This is a genomic window from Rhodococcus sp. BP-261, assembly GCF_019835205.1.
GTDB classification, from domain to species: Bacteria; Actinomycetota; Actinomycetes; order Mycobacteriales; family Mycobacteriaceae; genus Rhodococcoides; species Rhodococcoides kyotonensis_B.
The window spans coordinates 257478-281958 of sequence record NZ_JABUCO010000001.1 but is presented as its reverse complement, the minus strand read 5'-3'; the positions used below and the strand labels follow the sequence as shown (position 1 = coordinate 281958).

The window sequence follows — 24481 nt, the reverse complement described above, 5'->3', positions numbered from 1 at the left end:
ACAGGGGTAACTCCGGGCACACTAGTGCACGCACGTGTTCTCACCGAGCATCTGCAGCCCGTGTCGAGGTCGTTGGGGAAGACGTCCCTCGTCGAAGCTGGAGGTGTTGTGGAATGCGCGCGTTGAATCAATTCGCGGACGCGACGTCGGGTGTGGTCTACATCCACTCGTCGCCTGCCGCGCTGTGCCCGCACGTGGAATGGGCGCTGTCCGATGCACTGAACTCCCGCGCGAACCTCGGTTGGTCGGCTCAGCCTGCGTCGGACGGTCAGCTGCGCGCCACCACCAACTGGGTCGGTCCTGTCGGCACCGGCGCCGCGCTCGCCGGCGTGCTCAGGGCGTGGCAGATGCTGCGGTTCGAGGTGACCGAGGACGCGAGCGAGGGCGTCGACGGAGAACGCTTCGCACACGTGCCGGGACTGGGGCTCTGGCGCGGTTCGACCAGCGCCAACGGCGACGTCATCCTGGGGGAGATGCGCCTGAAGTCGATGATCGAGGGCAACTCCGGCAACCTCGCTGCCGAGATCGAGCACGCCCTGGGGAGTGCGTGGGACGACGCGCTCGAGCCCTACCGCACCGGCGGTGGCGGTTCCGAGGTCACGTGGTTGAGCCGCACCGCGGGCTGACCTCGCCCCTGTAATATCCGCACCGCGGCACGAGAAGTGGTGCACAACAGCCGGCGATGTGGGTGGTGTCGATGTTCTCGACGGGCAAGATCATTCGTTTCGACGAACACAAGGGGTACGGCTTCGTCGCGCCCGACGCCGGGGGTGAGGACGTCTTCATCCACGTCAACGATCTGACGTTCGACAAACGACTGCTGGCACCCGGTGTGCGCGTCGAATACGTCGCTGAGGACGGCGACCGTGGGCCCAAGGCGGGTCAGGTCCGCGTCATCGAATCACCGAAACCGGTTACCCGCGCGGCCGTTCCCGCGGTGGTCCCGCCGGCCGAGACCAGCTACGACGACGTCGAGTGCGACGTCCTGTCCATCCCTGCCTTCACCGCCGAATTGACCGAGGCTCTGCTGCACTCGCACCCCGGGCTCACTGCCGAACAGGTTCTCGATGTGCGCGAGGTCGTCACCCGCATTGCACGGTCTCACAACTGGGTCGAGGGCTGACGCAGCCGGTGCTCGACCGCTACGGACGACTGTGCCCCGGTGTGATCACCGGGGCACAGTCCTGACTCGAACGTCCTTACAGCGGGATGTTCTTGTGGTCGCCGCGCAGAGCGGGAGCGGCCGCGAGCGCTTTCGCGATGATCGAACGGGTGCGTGCCGGATCGATGACCTCGTCGACGACTCCGATGGAGACGGCACGGTCGACGCCTCCCGCGATGGTCTCGTGCTCGACGGTCAAGCGGTCGTGCAGGGCTTCGCGCTCGGACTCGGGCGCGGCGGCCAGCGCCTTCTTGTGCAGAATGCCGACCGCGGCCTTGGCGCCCATGACGGCGACCTCGGAACCGGGCCACGCGTAGACAGCGGTCGCGCCGAGTGCGCGTGCGTTCATCGCGATGTAGGCGCCGCCGTAGATCTTGCGGGTCACCAGCGTCACACGCGGAACCTTCGCTTCGGCGAACGCATGTAGAAGCTTGGCTCCGCGTCGCACGACGCCTTCCCACTCCATGCTGACACCGGGTAGGTAGCCGGGAACGTCGACGACGACCACGAGCGGAATGCCGAACGCGTCGCACAGCCGGACGAAACGTGCCGACTTCTCGGCACTTTCGGAGTTGAGGCAGCCGCCGAGACGAATCGGGTTGTTCGCGATGACGCCGACGGTGCGGCCGGACAGTCGACCCAGACCGGTGACGATGCTGCGTGCCCAGCCGCCCTGGAATTCTTCGAACGTCGATTCGCCTTCGACGTTGTCCAGCAACTCGTCGATGATCGGGTGGACGTCGTAGGCGCGTCGGTTCGACTCCGGCAGCAGAGCGCGCAGGTCGGTGTCCCCGTGCTCGGCGGCGGCGATGTCGAACGTGCCCTGCTCACTGAACATCGAGACGAGGCGCCGAGCGCGGGTGAGCGCGTCGAGCTCGTCGTCGGCGACGATGTGGCAGACGCCCGACTTCTTGTAGTGGGTCTCCGGTCCGCCGAGCGACGCCATGTCGACCTGCTCGCCGGTGACGCTGCGGACGACGTCGGGACCGGTGACGAACACGCGTCCCTCGGGAGCCATGATGACGACGTCGGTCAGCGCGGGACCGTACGCGGCGCCACCGGCTGCGAAACCGAGGACGACGGAAATCTGGGGGACGAGGCCGGATGCGCGGACCATGGCCTCGAACACGAGTCCGACGGCGTGGAGCGCTTCGACGCCCTCGGCGAGGCGGGCACCACCGGAATGCCAGATTCCGACGATCGGTGCGCCGCGGTCGATCGCGGTGTCGATGGCGTCGACGATGTGGGCACACCCGTCGACACCCATTGCGCCACCCATGACGGTGGCGTCGGAGCAGTAGGCGACGGTGTGCACACCGTCGATGTCGCCGGAAGCGGCGAGAAGACCGGACTTGTCACGGTCGTGGAGAGGGACCATCGTCCCGGCGTCGAAGAGCTTCTCGAGGCGAGCGACGGGATCACGGGGATCGGTGGAACTGCCGGACCTGGTGACGGGGGACAGAATGGTCATCACGTTCTCCTTCTGCATGCCCCGAGGGGGGCGGTGCCCGGGTGGGACCTTCGAACGAAGGTCCCACCCGGGTTCGAGTACCTGCTGAGCAAGCTCGGTCGAGCAGTGAAGCCCTACCGAATCAAGCTCGACCGAAGGCGAGCGCGACGTTGTGCCCACCGAATCCGAACGAGTTGTTGATCGCGTAGTCGATCTGCGTCCTGCGGGCTTCACCCTTGACGACGTCGAGATCGATTTCGGGATCCTGATTCTCCAAATTCAGTGTGGGAGGGATGATTCCCTCGCGCACTGCCATCACCGTCAGCACCGATTCGAGGGCGCCGACGGCACCGATCGAGTGTCCGAGTGCGGACTTCGGTGCGTACACCGCTGCGTGATTTCCGACGGCCTTGTTGATCGCGAGCGCCTCGGCCGTGTCACCGATCGGTGTGGCCGTGGCGTGCGCGTTCACGTGCTTGATGTCGGACTTCTGCAGGCCTGCGTTCTCGATGGCCTTCGTCATCGCACGAGCAGCGCCCGTGCCTTCCGGATCGGGAGCCACGAGATGGAACCCGTCGGAGGTGATTCCGGCACCGAGCAGGCGAGCGTGAATCGTCGCTCCGCGCGCCTTGGCGTGCTCCTCGGTCTCGATGACCATGAGCGCACCTGCCTCGCCGAACACGAATCCGTCACGGTCCTTGTCGAACGGCCGCGACGCGCCCTTGGGGTCGTCGTTCCTGGTGCTCATCGCGCGCATCATCGAGAAGCTCGCGATCGGCACGGCGTCGATGTATCCCTCGACGCCACCGGTGACGACCATGTCGGCGTCACCCATGACGATCATTCGCCATGCGTGAGCGATGCCCTCGGAGCCCGAGGAGCACGCCGACACCGGCGTGATGACGCCGGCTTGTGCTTTCAGTTCCAGTCCCACGACCGCTGCCGGTCCGTTGGGCATGACCATCTGAACTGCGAGAGGCGACACCTTACGGTAGCCACCGGCCTTCATCTTGTCGTTGGCGTCGATGAGCGAGTCACCGCCACCGAGGCCGGTTCCGATCGACACTCCGAGACGAAGTGGATCGACCTCGGGGCTGCCCGCGTTCTTCCACACCTCACGACCGAGCACCGTGGACAGCTGCTCCACGTAGCTCAGTCGCCGAGCCTCGACCCGGCTGAGGAGGGTCGACGGGTTCACCGCGAGGTGGCCGCCGATGCGAACGGGAAGGTCGAACTCCTTCACGAAGTCGTCTTCGAGCGCAGTGATCCCGCTCTCGCCGTTCAGCAGACCCTTCCACGTGGCATCGACATCGCCCGCGATGGACGTGGTCGCAGCGAGGCTGGTGACGACGACATTCGGGAAGCGCCCGTTGTTGGTGGATGGGTTGGTCACGGTTCGACTCACTCGCCCGAGTCGTCGAGCTTGGCCTTGATCGCCTCAGCGGCTTCCGGGTTCTCCGCCTCGAGCTTCTGGATGTACGCAACGGCGTCGCCGACGGTACGCAGGCTGGCGAGATCCTCGTCGGGGATCTTGACGCCGTACTTGTCCTCGGTCTGGACTGCGATCTCGACCATGGACAGCGAGTCGATGTCGAGGTCGTCGACGAACGACTTCTCGATGGTCACCTCGGAGGGCTCGATACCCGTGACCTCCTCGATGATCTCTGCAAGTCCGGCGATGAGGTCTTCCTGGCTGGCCACTGTTGTGGCTCCCTTCTTGTCGGTATCGATCTTTTCGATGTCGGTGCGACGGGAATCGCCGCACCGAAGTTCTCGTTGACGGCGCACATCTCTCGCGAGATGACGCCCTCTTCCGTACCCGCGGCGTTCGCGCCACGGGAGGTCTGTGTCGATCAGGCCAGTTCGGCCAGAGCGGCGATGTCCTCGGGGGTCTTCAGACCGAGGTTCGGCGTTCCGCGCATCTCGCGCTTCGCGATGCCGACGAGCGTGCCTGCCGGGGGAAGCTCGGCGACCGCAGAGACGGTGTTCTCCTTCAGCGTCGCCGTGCAGAGATCCCACCTGACCGGCTTGGTGACCTGGGCGGCCAGCTTGGCGAGCGCGTCGGCGCCGGACGTCACGGGCTTGCCGTCGGAATTCGACAGCAGCGTCCGTGTGGGCTCGGACGGAGTGATCGCCGACGCGGCGGCAGCGACGGCGTCCTGCGCCGGCGCCATGAAACGAGTGTGGAATGCGCCTGCAACCGGAAGCGAACGCACGCGAGCCTTCTCCGGCGGGTTCGCAGCGAGTTCTTCGAGGGCGGTGTGCAACCCTGCTGCAACGATTTGACCTGCAGCATTGATGTTGGCGGGTTCGAGGCCGAGTTCGCCCAGTCGAGCGAGCACGGCTGCTTCGTCACCACCGAGGACCGCCGACATTCCGGTCGGCTCGAGGGCGCATGCCTTCGCCATCTCCGCGCCGCGGACGGCAGCGAGAGCGACGGCTTCGTCGGAGGTGATGACGCCTGCCACCGCGGCGGCAGCGAGCTCGCCGACTGAGTGACCTGCAACGATGGCGTCCGCGGGAACGATTCCGCGGCCGTCGGCTTCTTCGAACGCGAGGAGCGCAGCAGCGACGACGAGCGGCTGGGTGACCGAGGTGTCGGTAATCTCCTCGGCGGTTGCCGTCGTCCCGAGCCGAGCCAGATCGAGTCCCGACGCTTTGGACCAGAGAGCAATCCGGTCCGCAGCTCCGGGGAGTTCGAGCCATGGCAGGAGCATGCCGGGTGTCTGAGAGCCCTGACCGGGCGCAAGCAACGCAATCACATCGTCTAGAGAACACTGTGGCGGCCCCGTTGGCCGATGTCGCCCTCGTCAAACCTTCGGCATCCAATTTGTAGGGACCCAACAAATCGGCACGTGGTCCGGCGACATCGCCACACCCTGCCTCGGCGTTACGTCACCACTTCGCCGAATGTTACGTGTGTGATCTGTGGGGCGGGATACTGCGGTTCGTGATGCATTTGGGCTAGACGACCGACCGTTGCGGCGACACGTAATACATACGCATCACGCGATTGTGTGGGATCTCGGCCTGTGACTTCCGCTATACGTTTCAGGCGATACCGGACAGTATTTGGATGAACAAACAGCTGCCGTGCACAAGTCTCGACTGCACCTCCACAGTCGAGGTAGGCGTCGAGAGTGTCCGCCAGACCCGATCCCGCGGCGGCGAGCGGATGCACCACCTGCTCGTTCAACGCGGCGATCGCGGCCCCGTCGCCGAGGAGCGCGCGTTCGGGTAGCAACTCTCCGGCATGCACCGGGCGCGGCGCCCCGCGCCATCCCGCGACGGCCTGCATTCCCGCGAACGCCTCGACGGCGCTCGAATGCGCGGCACCGAGCGTCCGCGTCGTCGGGCCGATGACGACAGGTCCGTCGGAGAAGTTCTCGAGCATGTCCTCGAGAAAGGCGCTGCTCGTCGGGCTGTCGATCAGCTCGCCACTGACGACCATGACGAGCCGCGTGCCCTGGACGACGGCCAACGCGGCCCGATGATGTTTCTGTGCGACGGTGTGCACGGTGCCGACGACGGACACACCCTGGTTCTCCGGCGGCGTACCGACCAGGACCGTCGCAGGCGCCGTCGCGTCCCAGTTCAGCGTCGCGGCACGCGAAAGCATGTCCGAACCGGTGTCCCCGCGGACGACCGCGTCGACGACGAGAGCTTCGAGCCGGGTGTCCCATGCACCGCGTGATTCGGCGGCGCTCGCGTAGACGGACGCGGCCGCGAAACCCAGTTCTCGCCCGTATCGCAGTACCGCCTCGGTGAGCGCCACCAGCTGCTGATCGTTTCTCGCCAGCGCGGGGAGCCACTGCTCGAAGAACTCCATCGCGACGCGAACCATGTCGACCGTCTGGCGCAGAGTGAGTCGACGCGCGAGATCCTGCGGGATCACCTGGAACGCGTCGAGGCTGAAGCGGATGTCGCTCTGCGGATTCTTCAGCCACTCCAGAAAATTGTCGACGGCAGTCTGGATCAGAAGCTGAACGCTGGCCCGCTGGGCCGCGTCGAGACCCCCGAAGAACGGGAGCTGGTCCTGCATCGTCGTGACTGCTTCGGTGGACAGACGCCCCGAGAACTGCTTGACGCGCCGAAGGAGGGCGTCGGGCAGGGGATCCCGCTTGTGCCGTGACGGAGCCAAGGCCTTGACCGGCAGGTGTACCTCGTTCTCGGTGACGATCCCGTCGGACTCGACGGGGTAGCCGCCGGCGTTGGTGTGTTCGTGCGCTCCGGCGGGCTTCTTGCTGTCGACCATGTGAAAAACCTACGCCCGCCCGCCGGTGTCCGGTGACACGGACACGGGCGAGCGAGCGTCGGATATCGGTTGCGGCTACGCGGAACCGGTGTCGGCGTACGACGTCTCTGCAGCGTGGACGTCGTCGATGCGGTACTTGGCCGCAGCGTCGACCGCCTTCGACTTGTCGATCTCACCGGACTCACCGAGCGCGGTCAGCACGGCCACGACGATGGATTCGGCGTCGACGTTGAACACACGACGGGCTGCGGGACGGGTGTCGGAGAATCCGAATCCGTCGGTGCCGAGGGTGACGTAGTCGCCCGGGACCCACTGACGGATCTGGTCCGGCACGGCGCGCATCCAGTCCGACGCGGCGACGACGGGTCCTGCCGCAGCGGACAGAGCCTGCGTGACGAACGGAACCCGCTTCTCGGCACCCGGGTTGCGCAGTGCTTCCTGCTCGGCCTCGACGCCGTCGCGACGCAGTTCGCTCCACGAGGTGACCGACCAGACGCCGGAACGCACACCCCACTCGTCCTCGAGGAGTTGGCGGGCCTTGCGTGCAGAGACCAGGCCGACACCCGATGCCAGGATCTGTGCCTCGGGTCCGTCGCCCTGCTGCGGCTTCTCGAACAAGTAGATGCCCTTCAGCAGAGCATCGACGTCGAGGTCCTCGGGCTGAGCCGGCTGCTGGTACGGCTCGTTGTAGAGAGTGATGTAGTAGAAGATGTTCTCTCCACCGAATCCCTCGGTACCTTCGGTGCCGCCGTACATCCGTCGCAGACCGTCCTTGACGATGTGCGCGATCTCGTACGAGAACGCCGGGTCGTAGGCCACTGCCGCCGGGTTGGTCGCGGCGAGAAGCAGCGAATGGCCGTCGGCGTGCTGCAGACCCTCACCGGTGAGCGTCGTGCGGCCGGCCGTCGCGCCGAGGACGAAACCGCGGGCCATCTGATCGGCCGCGGCCCACAGGCCGTCGCCGGTGCGCTGGAACCCGAACATCGAGTAGAAGATGTACAGCGGGATCATCGGCTCGCCGTGCGTCGCGTACGACGTACCGACGGCGGTGAACGACGACGTCGACCCGGCCTCGTTGATGCCCTCGTGCAGGATCTGGCCGGTGGCGTTCTCCTTGTAGGCGAGCATGAGCTCGGAGTCCACGGACGTGTAGAGCTGGCCGTTGCGGTTGTAGATCTTCAGCGACGGGAACCACGAGTCCATCCCGAACGTGCGCGCCTCGTCCGGGATGATCGGCACGATGCGGTGGCCGATCTCCTTGTCGCGCAACAGCTCCTTCATGACACGCACGAGCGCCATGGTGGTGGCAACTTCCTGCTTGCCGGAGCCCTTGAGCAACGTCTTGTAGGTGTCGTCCTTCGGCTGCGGCAGCGGCTTCGGGCTTGTGCGACGCTCGGGGACGAAGCCGCCGAGGTTCTTGCGCCGCTCGAGCATGTACTGGATCTCCGGCGCGTCGGGGCCCGGGTGGTAGTACGGAGGCAGGTACGGATCCTTCTCGAGCTCCTCGTCGGAGATCGGGATGTGCTGCAGGTCGCGGAACTTCTTCAGGTCGTCCAGCGTCAGCTTCTTCATCTGGTGGGTCGCGTTGCGGCCCTCGAAGCTCTTGCCGAGCGTGTAGCCCTTGATGGTGTGGGCCAGGATGACCGTCGGCTGTCCCTTGTGGGCCATCGCGGCCGCGTAGGCGGCGTGGACCTTGCGGTAGTCGTGGCCACCGCGCTTGAGGTTCCAGATGTCGTCGTCGGACAGGTCCTTGACGAGCTCCTTCGTCCGCGGGTCGCGGCCGAAGAAGTGGTCGCGAACGTAGCCGCCGTCGTTGGCCTTGTAGGTCTGGTAGTCACCGTCGGGGGTGACGTTCATGAGGTTGACCAGCGCGCCGTCCTTGTCGGCGTGCAGCAGCGAGTCCCACTCGCGTCCCCAGATGACCTTGATGACGTTCCATCCGGCGCCGCGGAAGAACGACTCCAGCTCCTGGATGATCTTGCCGTTTCCGCGGACCGGGCCGTCGAGGCGCTGCAGGTTGCAGTTGACGACGAAGGTCAGGTTGTCGAGACCTTCGGTGGCCGCGACGTGCGCGAGGCCGCGCGACTCCGGCTCGTCCATCTCGCCGTCGCCCAGGAACGCCCACACGTGCTGGTCGGAGGTGTCCTTGATGCCGCGATCGTGCAGGTAGTGGTTGAAGCGAGCCTGATAGATGGCGTTCATCGGGCCGAGGCCCATCGACACCGTCGGGAACTCCCAGAAGTCCTGCATGAGGCGCGGGTGCGGGTACGACGGCAGACCGCCTCCCTGATCGCTGTGGCTGTACTCCTGCCGGAACCCGTCCATGCGCTCGGCGGGGATGCGGCCCTCGAGGAACGCACGCGCGTAGATACCGGGGGAGGCGTGGCCCTGGATGAAGATCTGGTCGCCGCCGCCCGGGTGATCCTTGCCGCGGAAGAAGTGGTTGAAGCCGACCTCGTAGAGAGCGGCGGACGACGCGTAGGTGGAGATGTGGCCGCCGACGCCGACGCCGGGACGCTGGGCGCGGTGCACCATGATCGCGGCATTCCAGCGGATCCAGGCGCGGTAGCGACGCTCGACTTCTTCGTCACCGGGGAACCACGGCTCGTTCTCGGTGGGGATGGTGTTGACGTAGTCCGTCGACGTCAAGGACGGGAGCGCGACGCGGCGCTCGCCGGCGCGTTCGAGCAACCGGAGCATCAGGTACCGGGCTCGGGCGGGTCCGGAGCGTTCGAGCAATCCGTCGAACGACTCGATCCACTCGTCGGTTTCCGAACTGTCGATATCGGGCAGGTACGACGCGACACCCTCGCGGATGACGCGAACCCTGCCGTCCGAGCCGGTGGGCCCGCTGGTCTTGCCGGCAGCATGTGTGGTCTGCCGTTCGTCCTTGTTCAACTCGGACAACGTGTGTACTCCTCAGTGTGGCGGACGCTCGGTGCGGCGACCGTTCCCTGTATCTCGCGCTCTGTGACGGCGAGACACGTTCATCATTTCCGGTGATCCACCTCAATCCTCCTACACATCTTCCACCGCGGTGGTACGGAGTCCCCCTACCCGCGAGTAGAAATTTATGTACGCAATTTCGGCGCGGTCCGCTTGCGCACGCGGCGAAAACACTGTTCGCTTGCACTACTTCACCCACAATGCAAGGAGGTCACCACCGTGGTCGCCGCGGCGGACGCTCAGAACTACGCTCAGAAGCTTGGAATCACCCGCGACTTGGTCGTTCAGGAACTGGGCTGGGACGAGGACACAGACGACGATCTGCGTGCCGACGTCGAGGAAGCCATCGGTGGTGAAACCCTCGACGAAGATTCGGACGAGGTGATCGACGTCGTGCTGCTGTGGTGGCGCGATGGAGACGGAGACCTGGTCGACGCCCTCATGGACGCGATCGGTCCGCTGTCGGACGACGGTTTCGTGTGGGTCCTCAGCCCCAAGACCGGCCTGCCGGGACACGTCGAACCCAGTGAGATCGCCGAGTCGGCACCGACCGCGGGTCTGACTCAGACCTCCGCGGCCAACCTGGGCGATTGGATCGGAAGCCGCCTGGTGCAGCCCAAGTCGCGCGCAGGCAAGCGCTAGACACGTCGGAACAGGAAACAGATCTGATGCCACTCGAGGTGGGCGCGCAGGCGCCTGACTTCACTCTGAAAGATCAGAACAACCAGGAAGTTTCTCTGGCGTCGTATCGCGGCGTCAAGAACGTGCTCCTGGTGTTCTACCCGCTTGCGTTCACCGGTACCTGCCAGGGCGAACTGTGCAAGGTGCGCGACGAACTGCCGAAGTACGAGAACGACGACACCGCCGTTCTCGCCATTTCGGTGGGACCTCCACCGACGCACAAGATCTGGGCGGCCGAGCAGGGGTACACGTTCCCTCTGCTGTCCGATTTCTGGCCGCACGGAGAAGTAGCCCAGGCGTACGGCGTGTTCAACGACAAGGCCGGGTTCGCCAATCGCGGCACCTTCGTCATCGACAAGGACGGCATCATCCGGTTCTCCGAGATGAAGCAGCCCGGCGAAGCGCGCGATCAGTCCGTATGGGACGACGCGCTCGCCAGCGTCTGACCTGCGGAATTGTAGATCGCGACAGGACGCGCTAAGTTTTTCCATGCGTTCCGGCGGCTTCGGTCGCCGGTACTCGGGCGTATAGCTCAGCGGTAGAGCTCTGGTTTTACACACCAGCGGTCGGGGGTTCGAACCCCTCTGCGCCCACCCTTCTTCTCATTCGGCGCAACTCAGTGCACACAATCGGCCCGGTTCGACGGAATTCCGTCGAACCGGGCCGATTCTGTGCAGTCCGTTGCGTCAGACCGCCGCCGGTGTCTTTCGCTCCGCGCGCGAACCCAGGTACGTCGTCTGGCGAACGGTCGCAAGCGTGATCAGGCCGACGATGCAAGACCCGACGACGAAGAACGCGGGGGAGACCGAGCTTCCCGTGCGGTCGATCAGCCACGTCGCGATGTACGCGGCCGTGCCGCCCGTCGCGATCGTCGCGAGATTGAACCCGAGGGCGACACCCGTCAGGCGAACGCGGGAATCGAACAGCGACGGGAACAGTGGGGCAGTCGCCGTCTGAATCAGCGGAGTTCCGAACGCGAAGAAGCCGAATGCGATGGCGGCGACGAACAATCCGTGCTCGCCCATCATCAGCATCGCCGGGTAGGCGATGACAGCCGACGCGACGAGACCGACCACCAACACCCTCTTGCTTCCGAACCTGTCGACGAACAGTCCCGCGACCGGCATCGACAACGCGACCAGAACGATGACGAGCGCAGCCGTCCACGTCACCGCGGTCTGGCTGTAGCCACCCTCGCGAACGAGGTGAATACCGATGTAGGTGAGCACCATGTAGCCGGTGGCGTTCTGTGCGACGCCGAGACCGAACACCTGCAGCACCTGCTTCGGATGTGTGCGAAGCAGTTCGCCGAGAGGCGCTTTCGCGAGTTGATCCTTCGCGGCGACCTTCTCGAATTCGGGGGAGTCCTCGATGCGGGTTCGGGTCCACAGGCAGAACAGCACGAGCGGGACGCCGAGCAGGAACGGGATGCGCCATCCCCAACTCGTCATCTGGGCATCGGACGTCAACGCCGACGTCGTCGCCACCACGATCGCGGCCAATGCGAAACCGCTGTTGCTGCCGAACGCGACGAACGACGCGCCGAGACCCTTGCGCTTCTCGCCGACCGTCTCGTAGACGTAGGTCAGCGCACCGCCGAGTTCGCCGCCGGCCGAGAAGCCCTGCACGAGACGCGCAATGACGAGCAGGACGGGTGCGAGAATTCCCGCGTTCTCGTAGGTGGGCAGGAACGCCATCAGTGCACTACCCGCTCCCATCAGCAGGACGGAGAACAGCAGTGCCCGCTTACGGCCGTGCCGATCTCCGAGCCTGCCGAAGAAGATGCCACCGATCGGTCGCATCAGATACGCCGACGCGAACACCGCGAGACTGGCCAACAGGGACGCGGTCGGATCGTCGCCGGGGAAGAACAGAGGGCTGACCACGACCGCCAGGTAGGCGTACACGGTCAGGTCGTAGTACTCGACGATGGTTCCGACGGCGGCGGCGAGAACACCGCGGCGTCGGGTCTGCTCGAGGGTGCGTGTGGTTGCCACGAACGGCTCCGGTTCTGTGTGAAGGAGATCGGTCGCGCATTCACCGGGCGCCGGTGTCCTGTGTCGTCGGCCGGCTACGGGCGAATCGGGTGTGCGCGATCACACTGTAACCCCAAACCCTGTCAAATGTGTACATGTTTGGATTCGGATGGGTTCATCCGGAGTCGGTGGTGAGCAACCACGGCCCGTGCGTCAGAGCTGCCAGTGCACCGGCTGAGAGATGATCGCGGACAGGCGCTTTCGGTAGTACCGCGCGGTGTCGTGGACGAAGTCGCTCATCGCCGCCGCCGCGGCGTCGGCGTCGCGCTCGCGCATCGCGTCGAGAACGGCCTGCTGCGCCTCGGTCGCGGCCTTACGGGTCGCGATGGGGTGCTCGTTGGGTTCGGCGTCGCGCACGAGGAGCCACAGCGTTTCCATGACGATGCGAAACGCCGGGTTACCCGCGGCTTTGTAGATCGACGTCTGGAACAGCGCGTTCTTCTCCTGGAAATTCTCGTAGTCCTCGGGCGCCTCACGCATGCTGTCGAGCGCGGCCTGCATCGTGTCGAGTTGTGCGTCCGTGATGCTGGAGGTGGCCTGCCGAGCGACGATCGGTTCGAGTGTCAGTCGGACGTCGATGACGTCGCTGATGTTCGCACCCTCGAGTTGGAGAAACAGCTTCATCGTGTTGCCGAGGGACTCGAACTTGGGCCTGCATGCGACGGGGCCGCCGCCGATTCCGGCCTTGATGGTGACCAGATCGCGGCTTTCCAGCAGACGGAGCGCTTCGCGCACCGTCGTGCGCGCGACCCCGTATTCGGCCACCATTTCCTTCTCGGTGGGCAAGCGTTGACCGGCGACGATACCGCCGCCGAGAATCTCGTCGGCGATCACGTTGGCCACGCGTTCGGACATCTTCTGGGGGCGGCCCATTCGATGGCGATGGTCTTCGGTGGTCATCTGCGAGTCCTCACGTGGTGTCGGCAATTGATTCACCTTACCGGCTACCAACGAAGCAATACGGCCAAAACCTGTACATATTTGACAGGGATTGGTTACTGTAGGGCGATCCCACCACAGGGCGGTTCTTCTGGAGGTTCGCATGCTGCCGACTCGGCTACCGGATTCGTCTCTCGCGCAGTCGTTTCGCGACGGTGGTCACTGGCAGGACAAGCCGGTCGGTCATTTCCTGACGCGGGCGGCGTCGCAGTTCCCGGATACCGTGGCCGTCGTCGACGGCGATCGCCGGTTCACGTTCGCCGACATCGACCGGGAGGCCTGCCGTCTCGCTGCTGCCATGCACGGCCGGGGAATCGGAACGGACAGCGTCGTCTCGTTCCAGCTGCCGAACTGTGCGGAAGCAGTCATCGTGTTCCAGGCCATCATGAAGCTGGGCGCGATCGCGAACCCCATCGTGCCGATCTATCGCGGTCGCGAAGTGGGGTTCATCATCGGTCAGGCGCGCAGTGCCATGGTGTTCGTACTCGGGTCGTACCGCGGCTTCGACTACGCGGCGATGTACGACGCGCTCGGCGTCCCCGGACTCGATGTCATCGTCGTCGGCGACACGTCCTGGTCCGACCTGCTGAACGAGGCGAGACCGGATGCACTGGAGGGCCTTTCGGAACCCGACCCGGACGGCGTCTGCCTGCTGCTCTACACCTCGGGCACGACCGCCGACCCGAAAGGTGCGCTGCACAGCCACAACACGGTCGTCTTCGAGAATCGGTCGATGATCGACTGGTTCGGCCTCAACGAGCGAGACGTGATCTTCAACCCGTCCCCGGTGACGCACGTGACCGGCGTCAATTGTGCTCTGACACTTCCGTTTCTGTTGGGAGCGCCCGTCGTTCTGCAGGATCTGTGGGAGCCGACGGTCGCATTGGAACGGATCGTCCGAGAGGGCGCCAGCTTCATGATCTTCTCGACACCGTTCCTGCGTGGACTGCTCGACGCCGCGGACGCCTCCGAGCAGGCGACACCGTCGATCCGCTACATCATCTGCGGTGGTGCGGACATCCCCGATTCGCTGACCGCGGCAGCGACCGAGCGTCTCGGAACGGTCGTGCGCATGTTCGGTGCGACCGAAGGGCCGTCGGTGACATGCACGGATCGGTGGGACACCGTCGAGCTTCGTACGAGAACGGACGGTAGGCCCATGGCGCCGACCGAGGTGATCGTGTCCGACGGCAACGGTGGCGTCGCGTCACCGGGTGTCGTCGGGGAGGCGCTGTGGCGTGGACCGGACACGTTCCTCGGGTATCTGGATTCGTCGCTCAACGACGCGGCGTTCACGCCCGACGGCTTCTTCCGCACGGGCGACCTCGCCACAGTCGACGAGTTCGGTGGACTGCACATCGTCGGACGCATCAAGGACATCATCAATCGGTCCGGTGAGAAGATCAGCACGCACGACGTCGAGAACCTGCTGAGCGAGCACCCTGCCGTCGTGGAGGTCGCCGTCGTCGCAGGCCCCGATGCCACGACGGGCGAGCGAGGATGCGCGTTCGTCGTGACGCGCGATGCTCGCGATCTGAGCTTGACGGAGGTGTACGAATTCCTCTCCGGTCGTGACGTCGCGGTGCAGAAGATTCCGGAAAGCGTGTTCGTCGTCGACGCTCTGCCCAAGACCGCCAGCGGCAAGATTCAGAAGTTCGCGCTGCGCGACTGGACCCGCGACAGATCCGTCGTTCCGAAACAAATGGCCGGGGTGACCATCTCGGCGAGTTACGAGAAGTGAGGTGTCGAAAGTGGCAGAAGGAGTAGTCGTCACCGTTCCCGAACCGGGTATCGCGGTCGTCGAACTCGCGCACGGAAAGGTCAACGCTCTCGACTCCGCGATGTACGACGCCATCGCAGACGTGTTCGACACGCTGTCGGACGACGCCGAAGTGAAGGTAGCCGTCTTGACCGGGCGCGGCCGAATCTTCTGTGCGGGAAACGATCTGAACGAGTTCCGTGTGATGGACGCGACGAGTGGTGAAGTGCAGATGCGCCGGGTGCGGCGTGCGCTCTTCAACATGATCGATTGCGCGATCCCCGTCGTCGGCGCGATCAACGGACCGGCGTTGGGTAGCGGGTTCGGACTGACGGCAGCGTGCGACGTTGTCGTCGCATCCGAGAAGGCGACATTCGGACTCCCGGAGATGAATGTCGGCGTGTTGGGCGGTGGCCGATTCACGGCGAGAATGCTTCCGCAGCAAGCGATGCGTCGCATGTTCTTCACTGCCGAGTCCGTCGATGCCGAGACGCTGCAACGATGGGGCGCTCCGATCGAGGTCGCGTCGCACGACGAGTATTTCGAGCTCGCGATGCAGCGTGCTCGAACCATCGCCGCCAAGAGCCGCTACGCGATCACGCTGGCCAAGCAATCGTTGAACGGCTGCGAGCCGCTCGATCTCAAGCGCGGATACGAACTGGAACAGACGTTCACCGTTCGTCTATCGGAACACCCCGATTCGAAGACTGCAGTCGAAACGAGAATGGCGCAGATGGCAGGAAAGGCGCGGACATGACGTCGACGATCGAGAACACCGACATCGGACTGGGCGAGTTCGACGCCACGTGCACGGCGTGGCTCTCCGAACATCTCGAACGTAGAACGAGCGAAACCGCCGAAAAGCCCTCCTACGCAATCTTCCACAACCACAGCGAATCCGAGGAACGCGCGCTCATCGAGGCGGCCAAGACGTGGCAGTCGACGCGCGTCGACGCCGGGTTCGGCGCGATCACGTGGTCTCCCGAATGGGGCGGTCCTGGTCTCTCGGCGAGCCACGAACGCATCTACGTGTCCCGCGAGCGTGAGTTCCGTGCGCCGGAGCGACACGAAACCGTCCTGGTGACAGTCGAACTGGTGGCTCCCACCGTTCACCTCCTCGGTACCGAGGATCAGCGTCGACGGTTCGTGACGCCGTTCCTCCGTGCCGACGAGCTGTGTTGTCAGTTGTTCTCCGAACCGGGAGCGGGGTCGGATCTCGCCGGCTTGTCGACGAAGGCAGTGCGCACCGGTGACAGCTGGATCATCGACGGCCAGAAGGTATGGAGTTCCGGGGCGCAGTTCTCGGAGTGGGGGCTGTTGATTGCCCGCAGCGACACGTCGGTCGCGAAACACCGTGGTATGACGGCATTCCTGGTTCCGATGGACGCGCCGGGAGTCGAGGTACGACCCATCCGGCAGATGTCCGGTGGCTCGACGTTCAACGAGGTGTTCTTCACCGGTGTCGAGCTGCCCGATTCCATGAGGCTGGGCGACGTCGGCCAGGGATGGAACGTTGCGCTGACGACGCTCGGCTTCGAACGAAATTCGAGTGCGGGAATCGTCAGCGCCGGTGGGAGTGGAACCGATCTGCTCCGCTTGGCGCGACGTCTTGGCATCGACGGCGACCCGCTGGTTCGGCAGAAGTTGGCGAATGTCGCGGTGTACGAACGCGCGTCGGCGCTGATGGTCGCGCGCTACGCCGAACGTGAACTGGCGGGTCATGTCCCCGGTGTCGAAGGATCGATCGGCAAGCTGGTCTGGACACAGAACCTCAAACGCATCGGCGACGCGGCCGCGAGCTTCCTCGGACCGAAAGTCCTCGCGGACAACGGAGAAGCGGACACGTTCGCGTGGACCGAGCATCTTCTCGGCGCACCCGGCTATCGCATCGCCGGAGGATCCGACGAAATTCAACGCAACATCATCGGCGAACGTGGGCTCGGACTGCCCAGGGAACCACGGTAGGGGCTCGCATCATGACACTCGACATGACCGTCGAACAGAACGAAATTCGCGACAGCCTGCGCGGGGTGCTCGCGCGCCCAGGAGACGCATGGGCTTCGCTGGTGAATCTCGGCATGACCGAAATTCCTTTCCCGGAGAGCATGGGTGGTGCGGGATACGGCGCGAAGGATCTGTCCGTCGTGACCGCCGAACTAGGCCGGGCAATGACGGTGGCGCCGTACCTGTCGTCGATCGTGCTTGCCGGGTCGACGTTGCTCGAATGCGCTACCGACGATGCCTGTGCGGAGTATGTCCCGGCGATCGCGGCGGGATCGACCACCGCAGCGCTTGTCACCGGCTATCCGTTCTCGGTGTCGAACATCGACGCGCACGCGAACGGGCGACAGTTGACACTGAACGGACGTCAGGACTTCGTCGTCGACGGCGCGGAGGCAGACCTTCTGGTCGTCGTCGCGAACGGACAGGCTGGTCCCGAGCTGGCCGTGGTCGACGGGACTGCACCGGGAGTGACGCGAACGCCCATGGAGGCGTTGGACTTCACACGCGCGCTGACGCGCGTGGAGTTCGCGGACGTGGAGGCGTCTCGGGTCGGAGGGAGCGATCTGCGGTCCGGTCTCGAGCGAGCGCAGGCACTCGCGCTGGCGGCTGTCGCGTCGGAACAGGTGGGAGCGGCGCGCGCCTGTCTCGACATGTCCGTCGACTACGCGAAGACGCGTCAGCAGTTCGGCCGTCCGATCGGGTCGTTCCAGTCGATCAAACATCGTTTGTCCGACATGTCGATCGCGATCGAACTGGCGGAAGCCGCAGTCCTGGACGCTGCCGACGCCGCCACGGATCGAGACACCGCAGCGTTCGTCACCGCCGTCTCGACGGCGCGGGTCCTGGCAACGACGGCGTCGGTGTTCGCGGCCGAGGAGTCGATTCAGATCCACGGCGGGATCGGCTTCACCTGGGAGCATCCGCTGCACACCTATTTCCGGCGCGCGAAGACGAACGAACTGCTGTTCGGGACCGTCGAGTCACATCTCGAGGTGGTGGCTTCCGGCTTGTAGACACCTAGCCCGCAGTCGAGCCCGCGATCCGCTCGGACAGCCGAGCGGCGGTGTCGACGAATCTCTTCCGGCCGAGGGTCTCGAACACCGAGTCCTTCGACAACATCGACGACGCGAACACCTCGATCTGCGCGATCAGCGCGACCGCGATCACTCCGGCTTCGGCGGCCGACAGCTTGCCGCGAATCTTGCGGGCAGCGCTCGACAGGATCGGAATCAGTGCGACGGTGTTCTCTCGACGAAGCGCCTCGACGAGCAGGCTCGACCCGCGCGCACTCACGAAATACACGACTGCCCGGGTTCGGTTGTCCTCCAACCAGCGCCCCAGCGACGGGACCAGGGTGTCCAGTGAACCGTGGGGAATGCTCTCCTCGGCGGTGATGCGACCGACTTCGCCGATGTACGCCGCCGAGAACTCACGCAGTCCCTCCAGGAGAATCTCTTCGCGAGACGGGTAGTGGTAGTAGATAGCGGCCGACGTCATTCCTGCTGCGCTCGCGATGTCGGCGACCGTCACGTCGGTGACAGCCCCGGTCGCGAACAGATCGAATGCGGTCTCGACGATGACGCCGCGCCGTGACGGCCGGTGTGCTGGTCTTCTCTGTGTTGTCGACATTCGCCCTCCTCGAATTTCGGTCATGCAAGACTAGAGGCTCGGCGACCGAAGGGTGGGGGAAGCTGTGACTGTGAGCGCGCAGAAGATCAAGAAGTCGAAACCGAAGAGCGTGACGGAAGAATCGGGCAACGGAGCCGGCAACGGGTCGGCGGACGGGAAACCGTCGGCTCATCGGCCGTCACGTCGGCAGGACATCGTCGATGCGGCGATCCGAGTCTTCGCGGCGAAGAGTTTCCCCGAGGCGAGCATTCAGGACGTCGCTGCCGAAGCCGACGTCGTGCCGTCCGCCGTCTACTACCACTTCAGCGGTAAGGACGAACTGTTCGAACTCGCCATGCGACGGGTGATGGACATGGTCAACGAGGTCGTCGATCAGGTCCGGTCCGAAGAAGACCCCGAGGACGTTCCCTCGTTGGAGGCAGTCACGCTCGCGGTGTGGCACTGGGTCGAAGCGCATCCCGACGAATCTCGGCTCATGCACTACCACCTACCCGGTGCGACGGCCGAGACGGCGACGCTGCGACGCGACTTCGAGGGCATACACGTGCAGCGAGCCTTCGACTACCTGTTACCCGCGGCGGTCCCGTCGACGAAACGGGGAGCCGCGGTCGCACACGCCTCCCACACGCTGGCGATACGCACGCTGATCGAACTCCTGATGACCATTCACGCGCTGCGCATGGACGAGGGCCCGTTGTCGCGCCACGCGTCGAAGACGTTGAGCCGCGCGGTCGTCGACGTCGGGGAACGCATCGTAGTCACCGACTGACGTCGGCCGTTCACCCCGCGAGTGCCTGTGTCGCAAGGGAGAGGGCGAGTGCGGTCATCACGGCGGCGATCGAGCCGTCGAGCACTCGCCACGCACCCGGCTTCGCGAACACGGGACGCAGGATCCGAGCGCCGTACCCGAGTCCGACGAACCACACGATGCTGGCAGCGGCGGCGCCGACCCCGAACCACAGGCGAGCCGTGTCGTAACTCGATGCAATGGAACCGAGCAGCACGAGTGTGTCCAGGTACACGTGCGGGTTGAGCCAGGTCAACGCCAGTGCGGTGACCACTGCAGCCCAGATGTGCGGTGCGTGCCCGTCGGCCTCCGCGACGAGCGTCGCCGGCCGTATCGCACGGCGAACGGACAGCAGTGCGTACGCGAGCAGGAACGCGGCGCCGCCCCAGTAGGCGACGGTCGCCCACGCCGGGGCGGCGTCCAGCAGAGCACCCGCACCCGCGACGCCTGCGGCGATGAGCACCAGGTCGGACAGCGCGCACACCGCCACGACCGGCAGGACGTGTGCCCGAGCGATTCCCTGACGGAGAACGAACGCATTCTGCGCTCCGATCGCCACGATCAGCGACAGCCCGAAAGCGAAACCGGCGAACACGGGCGCGGCGGAAAACGACATGCGTCGACGTTAGAGCAGCTTCGAGAAACAGTACAGCGAATGTTTCTGGCCCAGCGTTAGCATTGCTTATGTCGCCCTTCGATCTGCCGCAACTGGACGCCCTTGCTGCCGCCGTGGACGAGGGATCGTTCGACGCGGCCGCGCGACGCCTGCACGTGACACCGTCGGCCATCAGCCAGCGAGTCAAGGCGTTCGAGACCGCGGCGGGAGTCGTCCTGGTGCAGCGCTCCAAACCGATTCGGATCACCGAAGCGGGGCAGCCGTACCTGCGATTGGCACGCCAGATTCGATCTCTCGTCGCCGACATGCACGAGCTCGGCGAAGCCGCCGCGGTCCCGACCGTTCCGATCGCCGTCAACGGCGACTCTCTCAACACCTGGGTGCTGCCTGCGCTTGCCACACTGTCGGACCGCATGGACTTCGACGTGCGCCGCGAGGACCAGGATCACTCGGCGGAATCGTTGCGGCAGGGCGTTGTCATGGCCGCAGTCACGACGTCGGGCGAACCGGTGCAGGGATGTTCGGTCTCGCCGCTCGGCATCATGCGGTATCGCCCGATGTGCTCGCCCGACTTTCGGGACAGGTGGTTCGACGAATCGACGTCGGCCGGGATCGCCCGTGCTCCGATGATCGTCTTCGACAGGTCCGACGACCTGCAGGATCGTTATCTGAAGCGCTACGGGCACACGCGCATCGACAACCGGAGGCATCACGTGCCGGCGTCCGCGGACTTCGTCGAAGCCGTCCGGCTCGGCATCGGCTGGGCAGTACTGCCGAGACAGCAGAGCGACCGACTCGAGCGAACGGGAGAATTGATCGACATGGCCCCGGGCACGGGCGTCGACGTCACCCTTCACTGGCAGCGATGGAGTGTGCGCACGGAGGCCCTCGATGCCCTGACTTCCGCCATCCAGGCGGCCGCGTCCATGGCTTTGACCTGATGAGAGCGTGTCCTACGCCGATCAAACATTCTTCAGGTCGTTAATCTTCCGAAAAACAAGTCTTTGGTATAAGTTCTTCGTGACAGAAGAAGTCCACGCGGTTTGTTGTTCCTCACATGCTGCGTGACCGTCGTGGCAGCGCGGTGTCCGAGAATTCAGGCCCGTCGTCCCCATTCCGAGTCGAAGCGAGTCCGGATCAGTGGTCGAAACAGTAACGGAACCCCCTTCCCGGGATGCGGCCGTGCGACGCCGAACGCTTGCTGCGTGGCCGCTCCGAGCCAAGGTCGCAGCCGTCGTCGCACTCCCGTTGGTGCTGGCCATGGGCTTCGGTGCAGTACGCGTGCAGTCCGAACTGGCTGCCGCAGCCGACCTGTCCGCGGCCGCCGACAACGCACGGATCGTCGAACCGATCCTGCGTCTCGACGCCGTGGTCGGTGCCGACGCAGTCGCAGGTAGGGCGCTGGACCCGGCCGGATTCGACAGTGCCGTCGACACCGTCAGGTCGGTCGTGCAATCGACGGTCGGCTCCGGTTCGGACGTGCAGCAACGTCTCGACCGATCCATCGAGGCCGCCGTCGCCATGCGGGAACGGCTCGTAGGGGAATTCGTGCCGCCGATCGAACGGGCGGACGCCGCCACCGCGGTCACGACGGGTCTGGCAGGTGTCGTCTCCGCCGCGCTCGACGTCGAGAACGCCGAGGTGCGTTCGGCGATCGACGGCGTCACCGTTGCCATGGCCGGGCGCCGAGCCGCGCAGACACAGCAGTTGCTGGTGTCGATCCTCGATCCCGACGTACTGGCGTCGGCCAACCGGACAGCGGGTCGCGAATCCGCCGACATCGACGCGCTCGCAGCGGTTCTCGGCGACGATGCGACGACCGTCGCCGGACTCCGTGCCGAACTCGACAGCCGAATTCGGATGTACGGGTCCGCTGCGGCCGGGGCGCCGACCAATCCGTTCCTGTCGGCCGCCCGCTCTGCCGAGCTGTACACGGCGGCACTGGGCGAATTCTCCGACACTCTCGGATCGTCGTTGTCCGCAGCGGCACTCGACAGGCGCTCGGTCGCACTGCGCGACGCCGCGGTCGTTCTCGGCGCGGTGTTGATCGCGTTGGTTCTGGCGTTGCTCGTCGCGCGGTCGCTCGTGGCTCCCCTCCGGCGACTGCGCCTCGGTGCGCTGTCCGTCGCCCACCGCGAGCTACCGGAGGAGATCGAGCAGATTCGCGGCGGCGGCCGAACGCCCGACATCACGCCCGTTCCGGTGCACACCGGTGAGGAGATCGGGCAACTCGCTCGGGCCGTCGACGCGATTCACGAAGAGGCCCTGCAGCTGGCAGGCGAGCAGGCGCGGCTGCGGGTTCAGGTCGGAAACATGTTCGAGACGCTGTCCCGCCGGTCCAGATCGCTCGTGGACCAGCAGTTGGCGCTCATCGAGGAACTCGAACGCGACGAAGACGATCCGCGTCGACTGGACAGCCTGTTCCGTCTCGATCACCTCGCGACGAGGATGCGTCGTAACGGCGCCAACCTGATGGTTCTCGCCGGGACTCAGTCCCGTCGGCCTCACAGCGACCAGCCGGTAGCGCTGGACGCGGTGCTGAGCGCCGCAGTGTCCGAGGTCGAGGACTACCGCCGCGTGCAGATGCTCGACGTGCCCGACGCCGCGCTCACGGCCGCGTCGGCAGCGGACATCGTCCACCTCGTCGCGGAAGTGATCGACAACGCCCTGCGGTACTCACCTCCGGACAGTGCAGTCGCCGTGACCGGTGCGCGCGCCATCGAAGGCGGAATCCTCCTCGAAGTCGCCGATCGTGGCCTCGGCATGCCACCCGCAGATCTGGAGGAGACCAACAACCGGTTGGCAGTCGGCGGCGAGGTGACACCCGAAACTGCCCGTCGCATGGGTCTTTTCGTGGTGGGTCGGCTGGCCCACCGGCACGGCGTCACCGTGCGGTTGCGGCCCACCCAGGTGCAGGGCGGGTCGTCCGGCGTGACCGTCAGCATGCACATTCCCGTCGGGCTGGTCGTGACTTCCTTCCCGACTTCCGAGCGTCATGCACGACCCACGCCGCGAACGTCGTCGGTGATGTCGGTGCCTGTTGCGGTGACGCCGGAGACACACGACCTGCCGGAGTCTCAAAACGAATCGGTCCTCGAAAGCACTGCGCCCGCCCCGACCGCGCCCGGTCGTGTCAATGGAGTGGCGCACGAATTTCAGCCGGGGAAGCTGCCGAGGCGTCGACCAGGAGCCAGCGGAGTCGACGCGGAGACGTCGCCTGCGTCGTCGGATGCGGGCGACGCACCCGATCGTCGCGCGCAGGGCCCGTCGAATACGGCCGCGTTCTTCGGGGCCCGCCCGGCCGTGCACGCGGCCAGAGCCGACCTCGATTCGGACACACCGATTCCGCCACCACCGGATCCCTTGTCGCCGCGGCCTCAGCAGATGCCGATCTACCAGCGAATGGTCTCCGAGTGGCTGGTGGATCCTGCGACCGGGCATGGGCGTTCGCGGTCGTGGACGACGCCTGCCGATTCGGGATGGGCAGCGGCACGCCACGCCACCGACAGTGCCGTCGGGCAGCGGACGGACGCCGGGCTGCCTGCGCGGCGACCGGGAGCACGACTCGTACCCGGCGCGGTCGATCGGCGAACACCCGAGGGCGGCTCGAACGGTCACGGCCCGCAGGACCGGATTCCGACGCGATCACCGGAGGCCGTCCGCGACAAGCTGACCAGCCACTTCACGGGCGTTCGCACCGGCCGCGCCGAGGACGTCACAGGTCGACACAGAACGGAAGAGGACGAATGAACCATCCCATCGCATCGACGCCCGACCGGTCACTCGACTGGCTGGTCTCGAACTTCGCGCGGGATATCGTGGGGGTCGCGCACGCGGTGTTGGTATCGGCCGACGGTCTGCTCATGGCCGCCAGCGAACAGCTGCCCCGAGAGCGTGCCGAGCAATTGGCCGCGGTCACTTCGGGTTTGGCGAGTCTGTCGTCGGGCGCGGCCAGGTTGTTCGACGGAGGCCCGGTCTTGCAGTCCATCGTCGAGATGGAGAACGGCTACCTTCTGCTCATGAGTGTCGGCGACGGTTCGCACCTCGCGTCGCTCACTGCGTCGACGTGCGATATAGGCCAGGTCGGATACGAGATGGCAGTGCTCGTCGACCGTGTCGGCAGCATGATCGAGCCGTCCGCTCGGATGCGAGATCGGTGATGAATCGTGGACACGACCGATAACGACCTCGAATCGGCGACGGCTGCATCGGAATTC

Annotated in this window: 22 protein-coding genes and 1 tRNA gene; 13 read left to right on the top strand and 10 right to left on the bottom strand. The window is 65.5% G+C overall.

Translation table 11 applies throughout. The annotated features are described in order from the left end of the window. The first annotated feature begins 113 nt into the window (after window positions 1-113). Window positions 114-626 carry a DUF3145 domain-containing protein gene (locus tag HQ354_RS01295; protein ID WP_068420492.1) on the top strand — a complete coding sequence of 171 codons (513 nt, stop codon included), beginning with the start codon at window positions 114-116 and terminating at the stop codon, window positions 624-626. 71 nt (window positions 627-697) lie between these two features. Beyond that, entirely contained in the window at window positions 698-1123 is a 426-nt protein-coding gene (locus tag HQ354_RS01290; protein WP_222634023.1) for a cold-shock protein, read from the top strand. Window positions 1124-1199: 76 nt separating this feature from the next. On the opposite strand, the gene HQ354_RS01285 is transcribed toward HQ354_RS01290, so the two are convergent. From HQ354_RS01285 to aceE, 6 genes are all read right to left on the bottom strand, one after another. Continuing rightward, window positions 1200-2633, bottom strand: coding sequence for an acyl-CoA carboxylase subunit beta (locus HQ354_RS01285; RefSeq protein ID WP_068420917.1), 1434 nt, complete (start codon window positions 2631-2633; stop codon window positions 1200-1202). Window positions 2634-2754: 121 nt separating this feature from the next. Further along, window positions 2755-4005 (bottom strand): KasA/KasB family beta-ketoacyl-ACP synthase, encoded by a 1251-nt coding sequence (locus HQ354_RS01280; RefSeq protein ID WP_068420921.1) that lies wholly within the window; start codon window positions 4003-4005, stop codon window positions 2755-2757. A gap of 8 nt (window positions 4006-4013) precedes the next feature. Then, window positions 4014-4313: a meromycolate extension acyl carrier protein AcpM gene (gene acpM, locus HQ354_RS01275; RefSeq protein ID WP_068420919.1), complete on the bottom strand. Its 300-nt coding sequence runs from the start codon at window positions 4311-4313 to the stop codon at window positions 4014-4016. A 152-nt stretch (window positions 4314-4465) separates the two neighbouring features. Beyond that, window positions 4466-5374 carry an ACP S-malonyltransferase gene (locus tag HQ354_RS01270; protein WP_068420493.1) on the bottom strand — a complete coding sequence of 303 codons (909 nt, stop codon included), beginning with the start codon at window positions 5372-5374 and terminating at the stop codon, window positions 4466-4468. A gap of 128 nt (window positions 5375-5502) precedes the next feature. Continuing rightward, window positions 5503-6867 carry a CdaR family transcriptional regulator gene (locus HQ354_RS01265; protein ID WP_068420496.1) on the bottom strand — a complete coding sequence of 455 codons (1365 nt, stop codon included), beginning with the start codon at window positions 6865-6867 and terminating at the stop codon, window positions 5503-5505. A 75-nt stretch (window positions 6868-6942) separates the two neighbouring features. Next, window positions 6943-9774 (bottom strand): pyruvate dehydrogenase (acetyl-transferring), homodimeric type, encoded by a 2832-nt coding sequence (gene aceE, locus HQ354_RS01260; protein WP_068420497.1) that lies wholly within the window; start codon window positions 9772-9774, stop codon window positions 6943-6945. A gap of 258 nt (window positions 9775-10032) precedes the next feature. On the opposite strand from aceE, the gene HQ354_RS01255 reads away from it, so the two are divergent. From HQ354_RS01255 to HQ354_RS01245, 3 genes are all read left to right on the top strand, one after another. Next, window positions 10033-10455, top strand: a complete 423-nt coding sequence (locus HQ354_RS01255; RefSeq protein WP_068420499.1) for a DUF3052 domain-containing protein — start codon at window positions 10033-10035, stop codon at window positions 10453-10455. Between the two features lie 26 nt (window positions 10456-10481). Next, a complete protein-coding gene (locus HQ354_RS01250) occupies window positions 10482-10940 on the top strand; it encodes a peroxiredoxin (protein WP_068420500.1) in 459 nt (152 codons plus the stop codon). Window positions 10941-11015: 75 nt separating this feature from the next. Then, a tRNA-Val gene (locus HQ354_RS01245) sits at window positions 11016-11087 on the top strand. 93 nt (window positions 11088-11180) lie between these two features. Here the strand turns inward: HQ354_RS01245 and HQ354_RS01240 are convergent. Further along, window positions 11181-12491: an MFS transporter gene (locus HQ354_RS01240; protein WP_068420501.1), complete on the bottom strand. Its 1311-nt coding sequence runs from the start codon at window positions 12489-12491 to the stop codon at window positions 11181-11183. A gap of 192 nt (window positions 12492-12683) precedes the next feature. Beyond that, window positions 12684-13430, bottom strand: coding sequence for a FadR/GntR family transcriptional regulator (locus tag HQ354_RS01235; protein ID WP_068420922.1), 747 nt, complete (start codon window positions 13428-13430; stop codon window positions 12684-12686). A gap of 142 nt (window positions 13431-13572) precedes the next feature. Here HQ354_RS01235 and HQ354_RS01230 point away from each other — a divergent pair, with 142 nt between their 5' ends. Genes HQ354_RS01230 through HQ354_RS01215 form a run of 4 tightly spaced genes read left to right on the top strand, consistent with a single transcriptional unit; the run spans window position 13573 to window position 18245 of the window. Next, entirely contained in the window at window positions 13573-15210 is a 1638-nt protein-coding gene (locus HQ354_RS01230; protein WP_068420503.1) for an AMP-binding protein, read from the top strand. Between the two features lie 10 nt (window positions 15211-15220). Further along, window positions 15221-15985 (top strand): enoyl-CoA hydratase-related protein, encoded by a 765-nt coding sequence (locus HQ354_RS01225; protein WP_068420505.1) that lies wholly within the window; start codon window positions 15221-15223, stop codon window positions 15983-15985. Continuing rightward, complete coding sequence (locus tag HQ354_RS01220; protein WP_068420507.1) at window positions 15982-17193, top strand: acyl-CoA dehydrogenase family protein; 1212 nt, start codon at window positions 15982-15984, stop codon at window positions 17191-17193. The genes HQ354_RS01225 and HQ354_RS01220 overlap by 4 nt, the downstream gene beginning before the upstream one ends. Before the next feature lie 11 nt (window positions 17194-17204). Beyond that, complete coding sequence (locus HQ354_RS01215) at window positions 17205-18245, top strand: acyl-CoA dehydrogenase family protein (RefSeq protein ID WP_068420508.1); 1041 nt, start codon at window positions 17205-17207, stop codon at window positions 18243-18245. A 4-nt stretch (window positions 18246-18249) separates the two neighbouring features. On the opposite strand, the gene HQ354_RS01210 is transcribed toward HQ354_RS01215, so the two are convergent. Beyond that, window positions 18250-18861, bottom strand: coding sequence for a TetR/AcrR family transcriptional regulator (locus tag HQ354_RS01210; protein ID WP_068420509.1), 612 nt, complete (start codon window positions 18859-18861; stop codon window positions 18250-18252). Between the two features lie 70 nt (window positions 18862-18931). Here HQ354_RS01210 and HQ354_RS01205 point away from each other — a divergent pair, with 70 nt between their 5' ends. Then, window positions 18932-19630 carry a TetR/AcrR family transcriptional regulator gene (locus HQ354_RS01205; RefSeq protein ID WP_308115260.1) on the top strand — a complete coding sequence of 233 codons (699 nt, stop codon included), beginning with the start codon at window positions 18932-18934 and terminating at the stop codon, window positions 19628-19630. A gap of 10 nt (window positions 19631-19640) precedes the next feature. Here HQ354_RS01205 and HQ354_RS01200 read toward each other — a convergent pair whose 3' ends face one another. Further along, window positions 19641-20264 (bottom strand): LysE/ArgO family amino acid transporter, encoded by a 624-nt coding sequence (locus HQ354_RS01200; protein WP_068420510.1) that lies wholly within the window; start codon window positions 20262-20264, stop codon window positions 19641-19643. A gap of 68 nt (window positions 20265-20332) precedes the next feature. Here HQ354_RS01200 and HQ354_RS01195 point away from each other — a divergent pair, with 68 nt between their 5' ends. The 3 genes from HQ354_RS01195 (at window position 20333) to HQ354_RS01185 (ending at window position 24424) form a co-directional block, all read left to right on the top strand. Further along, on the top strand, window positions 20333-21205 hold the full coding sequence (locus tag HQ354_RS01195; RefSeq protein ID WP_068420512.1) for a LysR family transcriptional regulator ArgP: 873 nt from the start codon (window positions 20333-20335) through the stop codon (window positions 21203-21205). A 241-nt stretch (window positions 21206-21446) separates the two neighbouring features. Then, a complete protein-coding gene (locus HQ354_RS01190; protein ID WP_308115261.1) occupies window positions 21447-24014 on the top strand; it encodes an ATP-binding protein in 2568 nt (855 codons plus the stop codon). Next, a complete protein-coding gene (locus tag HQ354_RS01185) occupies window positions 24011-24424 on the top strand; it encodes a roadblock/LC7 domain-containing protein (protein ID WP_068420515.1) in 414 nt (137 codons plus the stop codon). Before HQ354_RS01190 ends, HQ354_RS01185 begins: the two co-directional genes overlap by 4 nt. The last annotated feature ends 57 nt before the right edge of the window (window positions 24425-24481 follow it).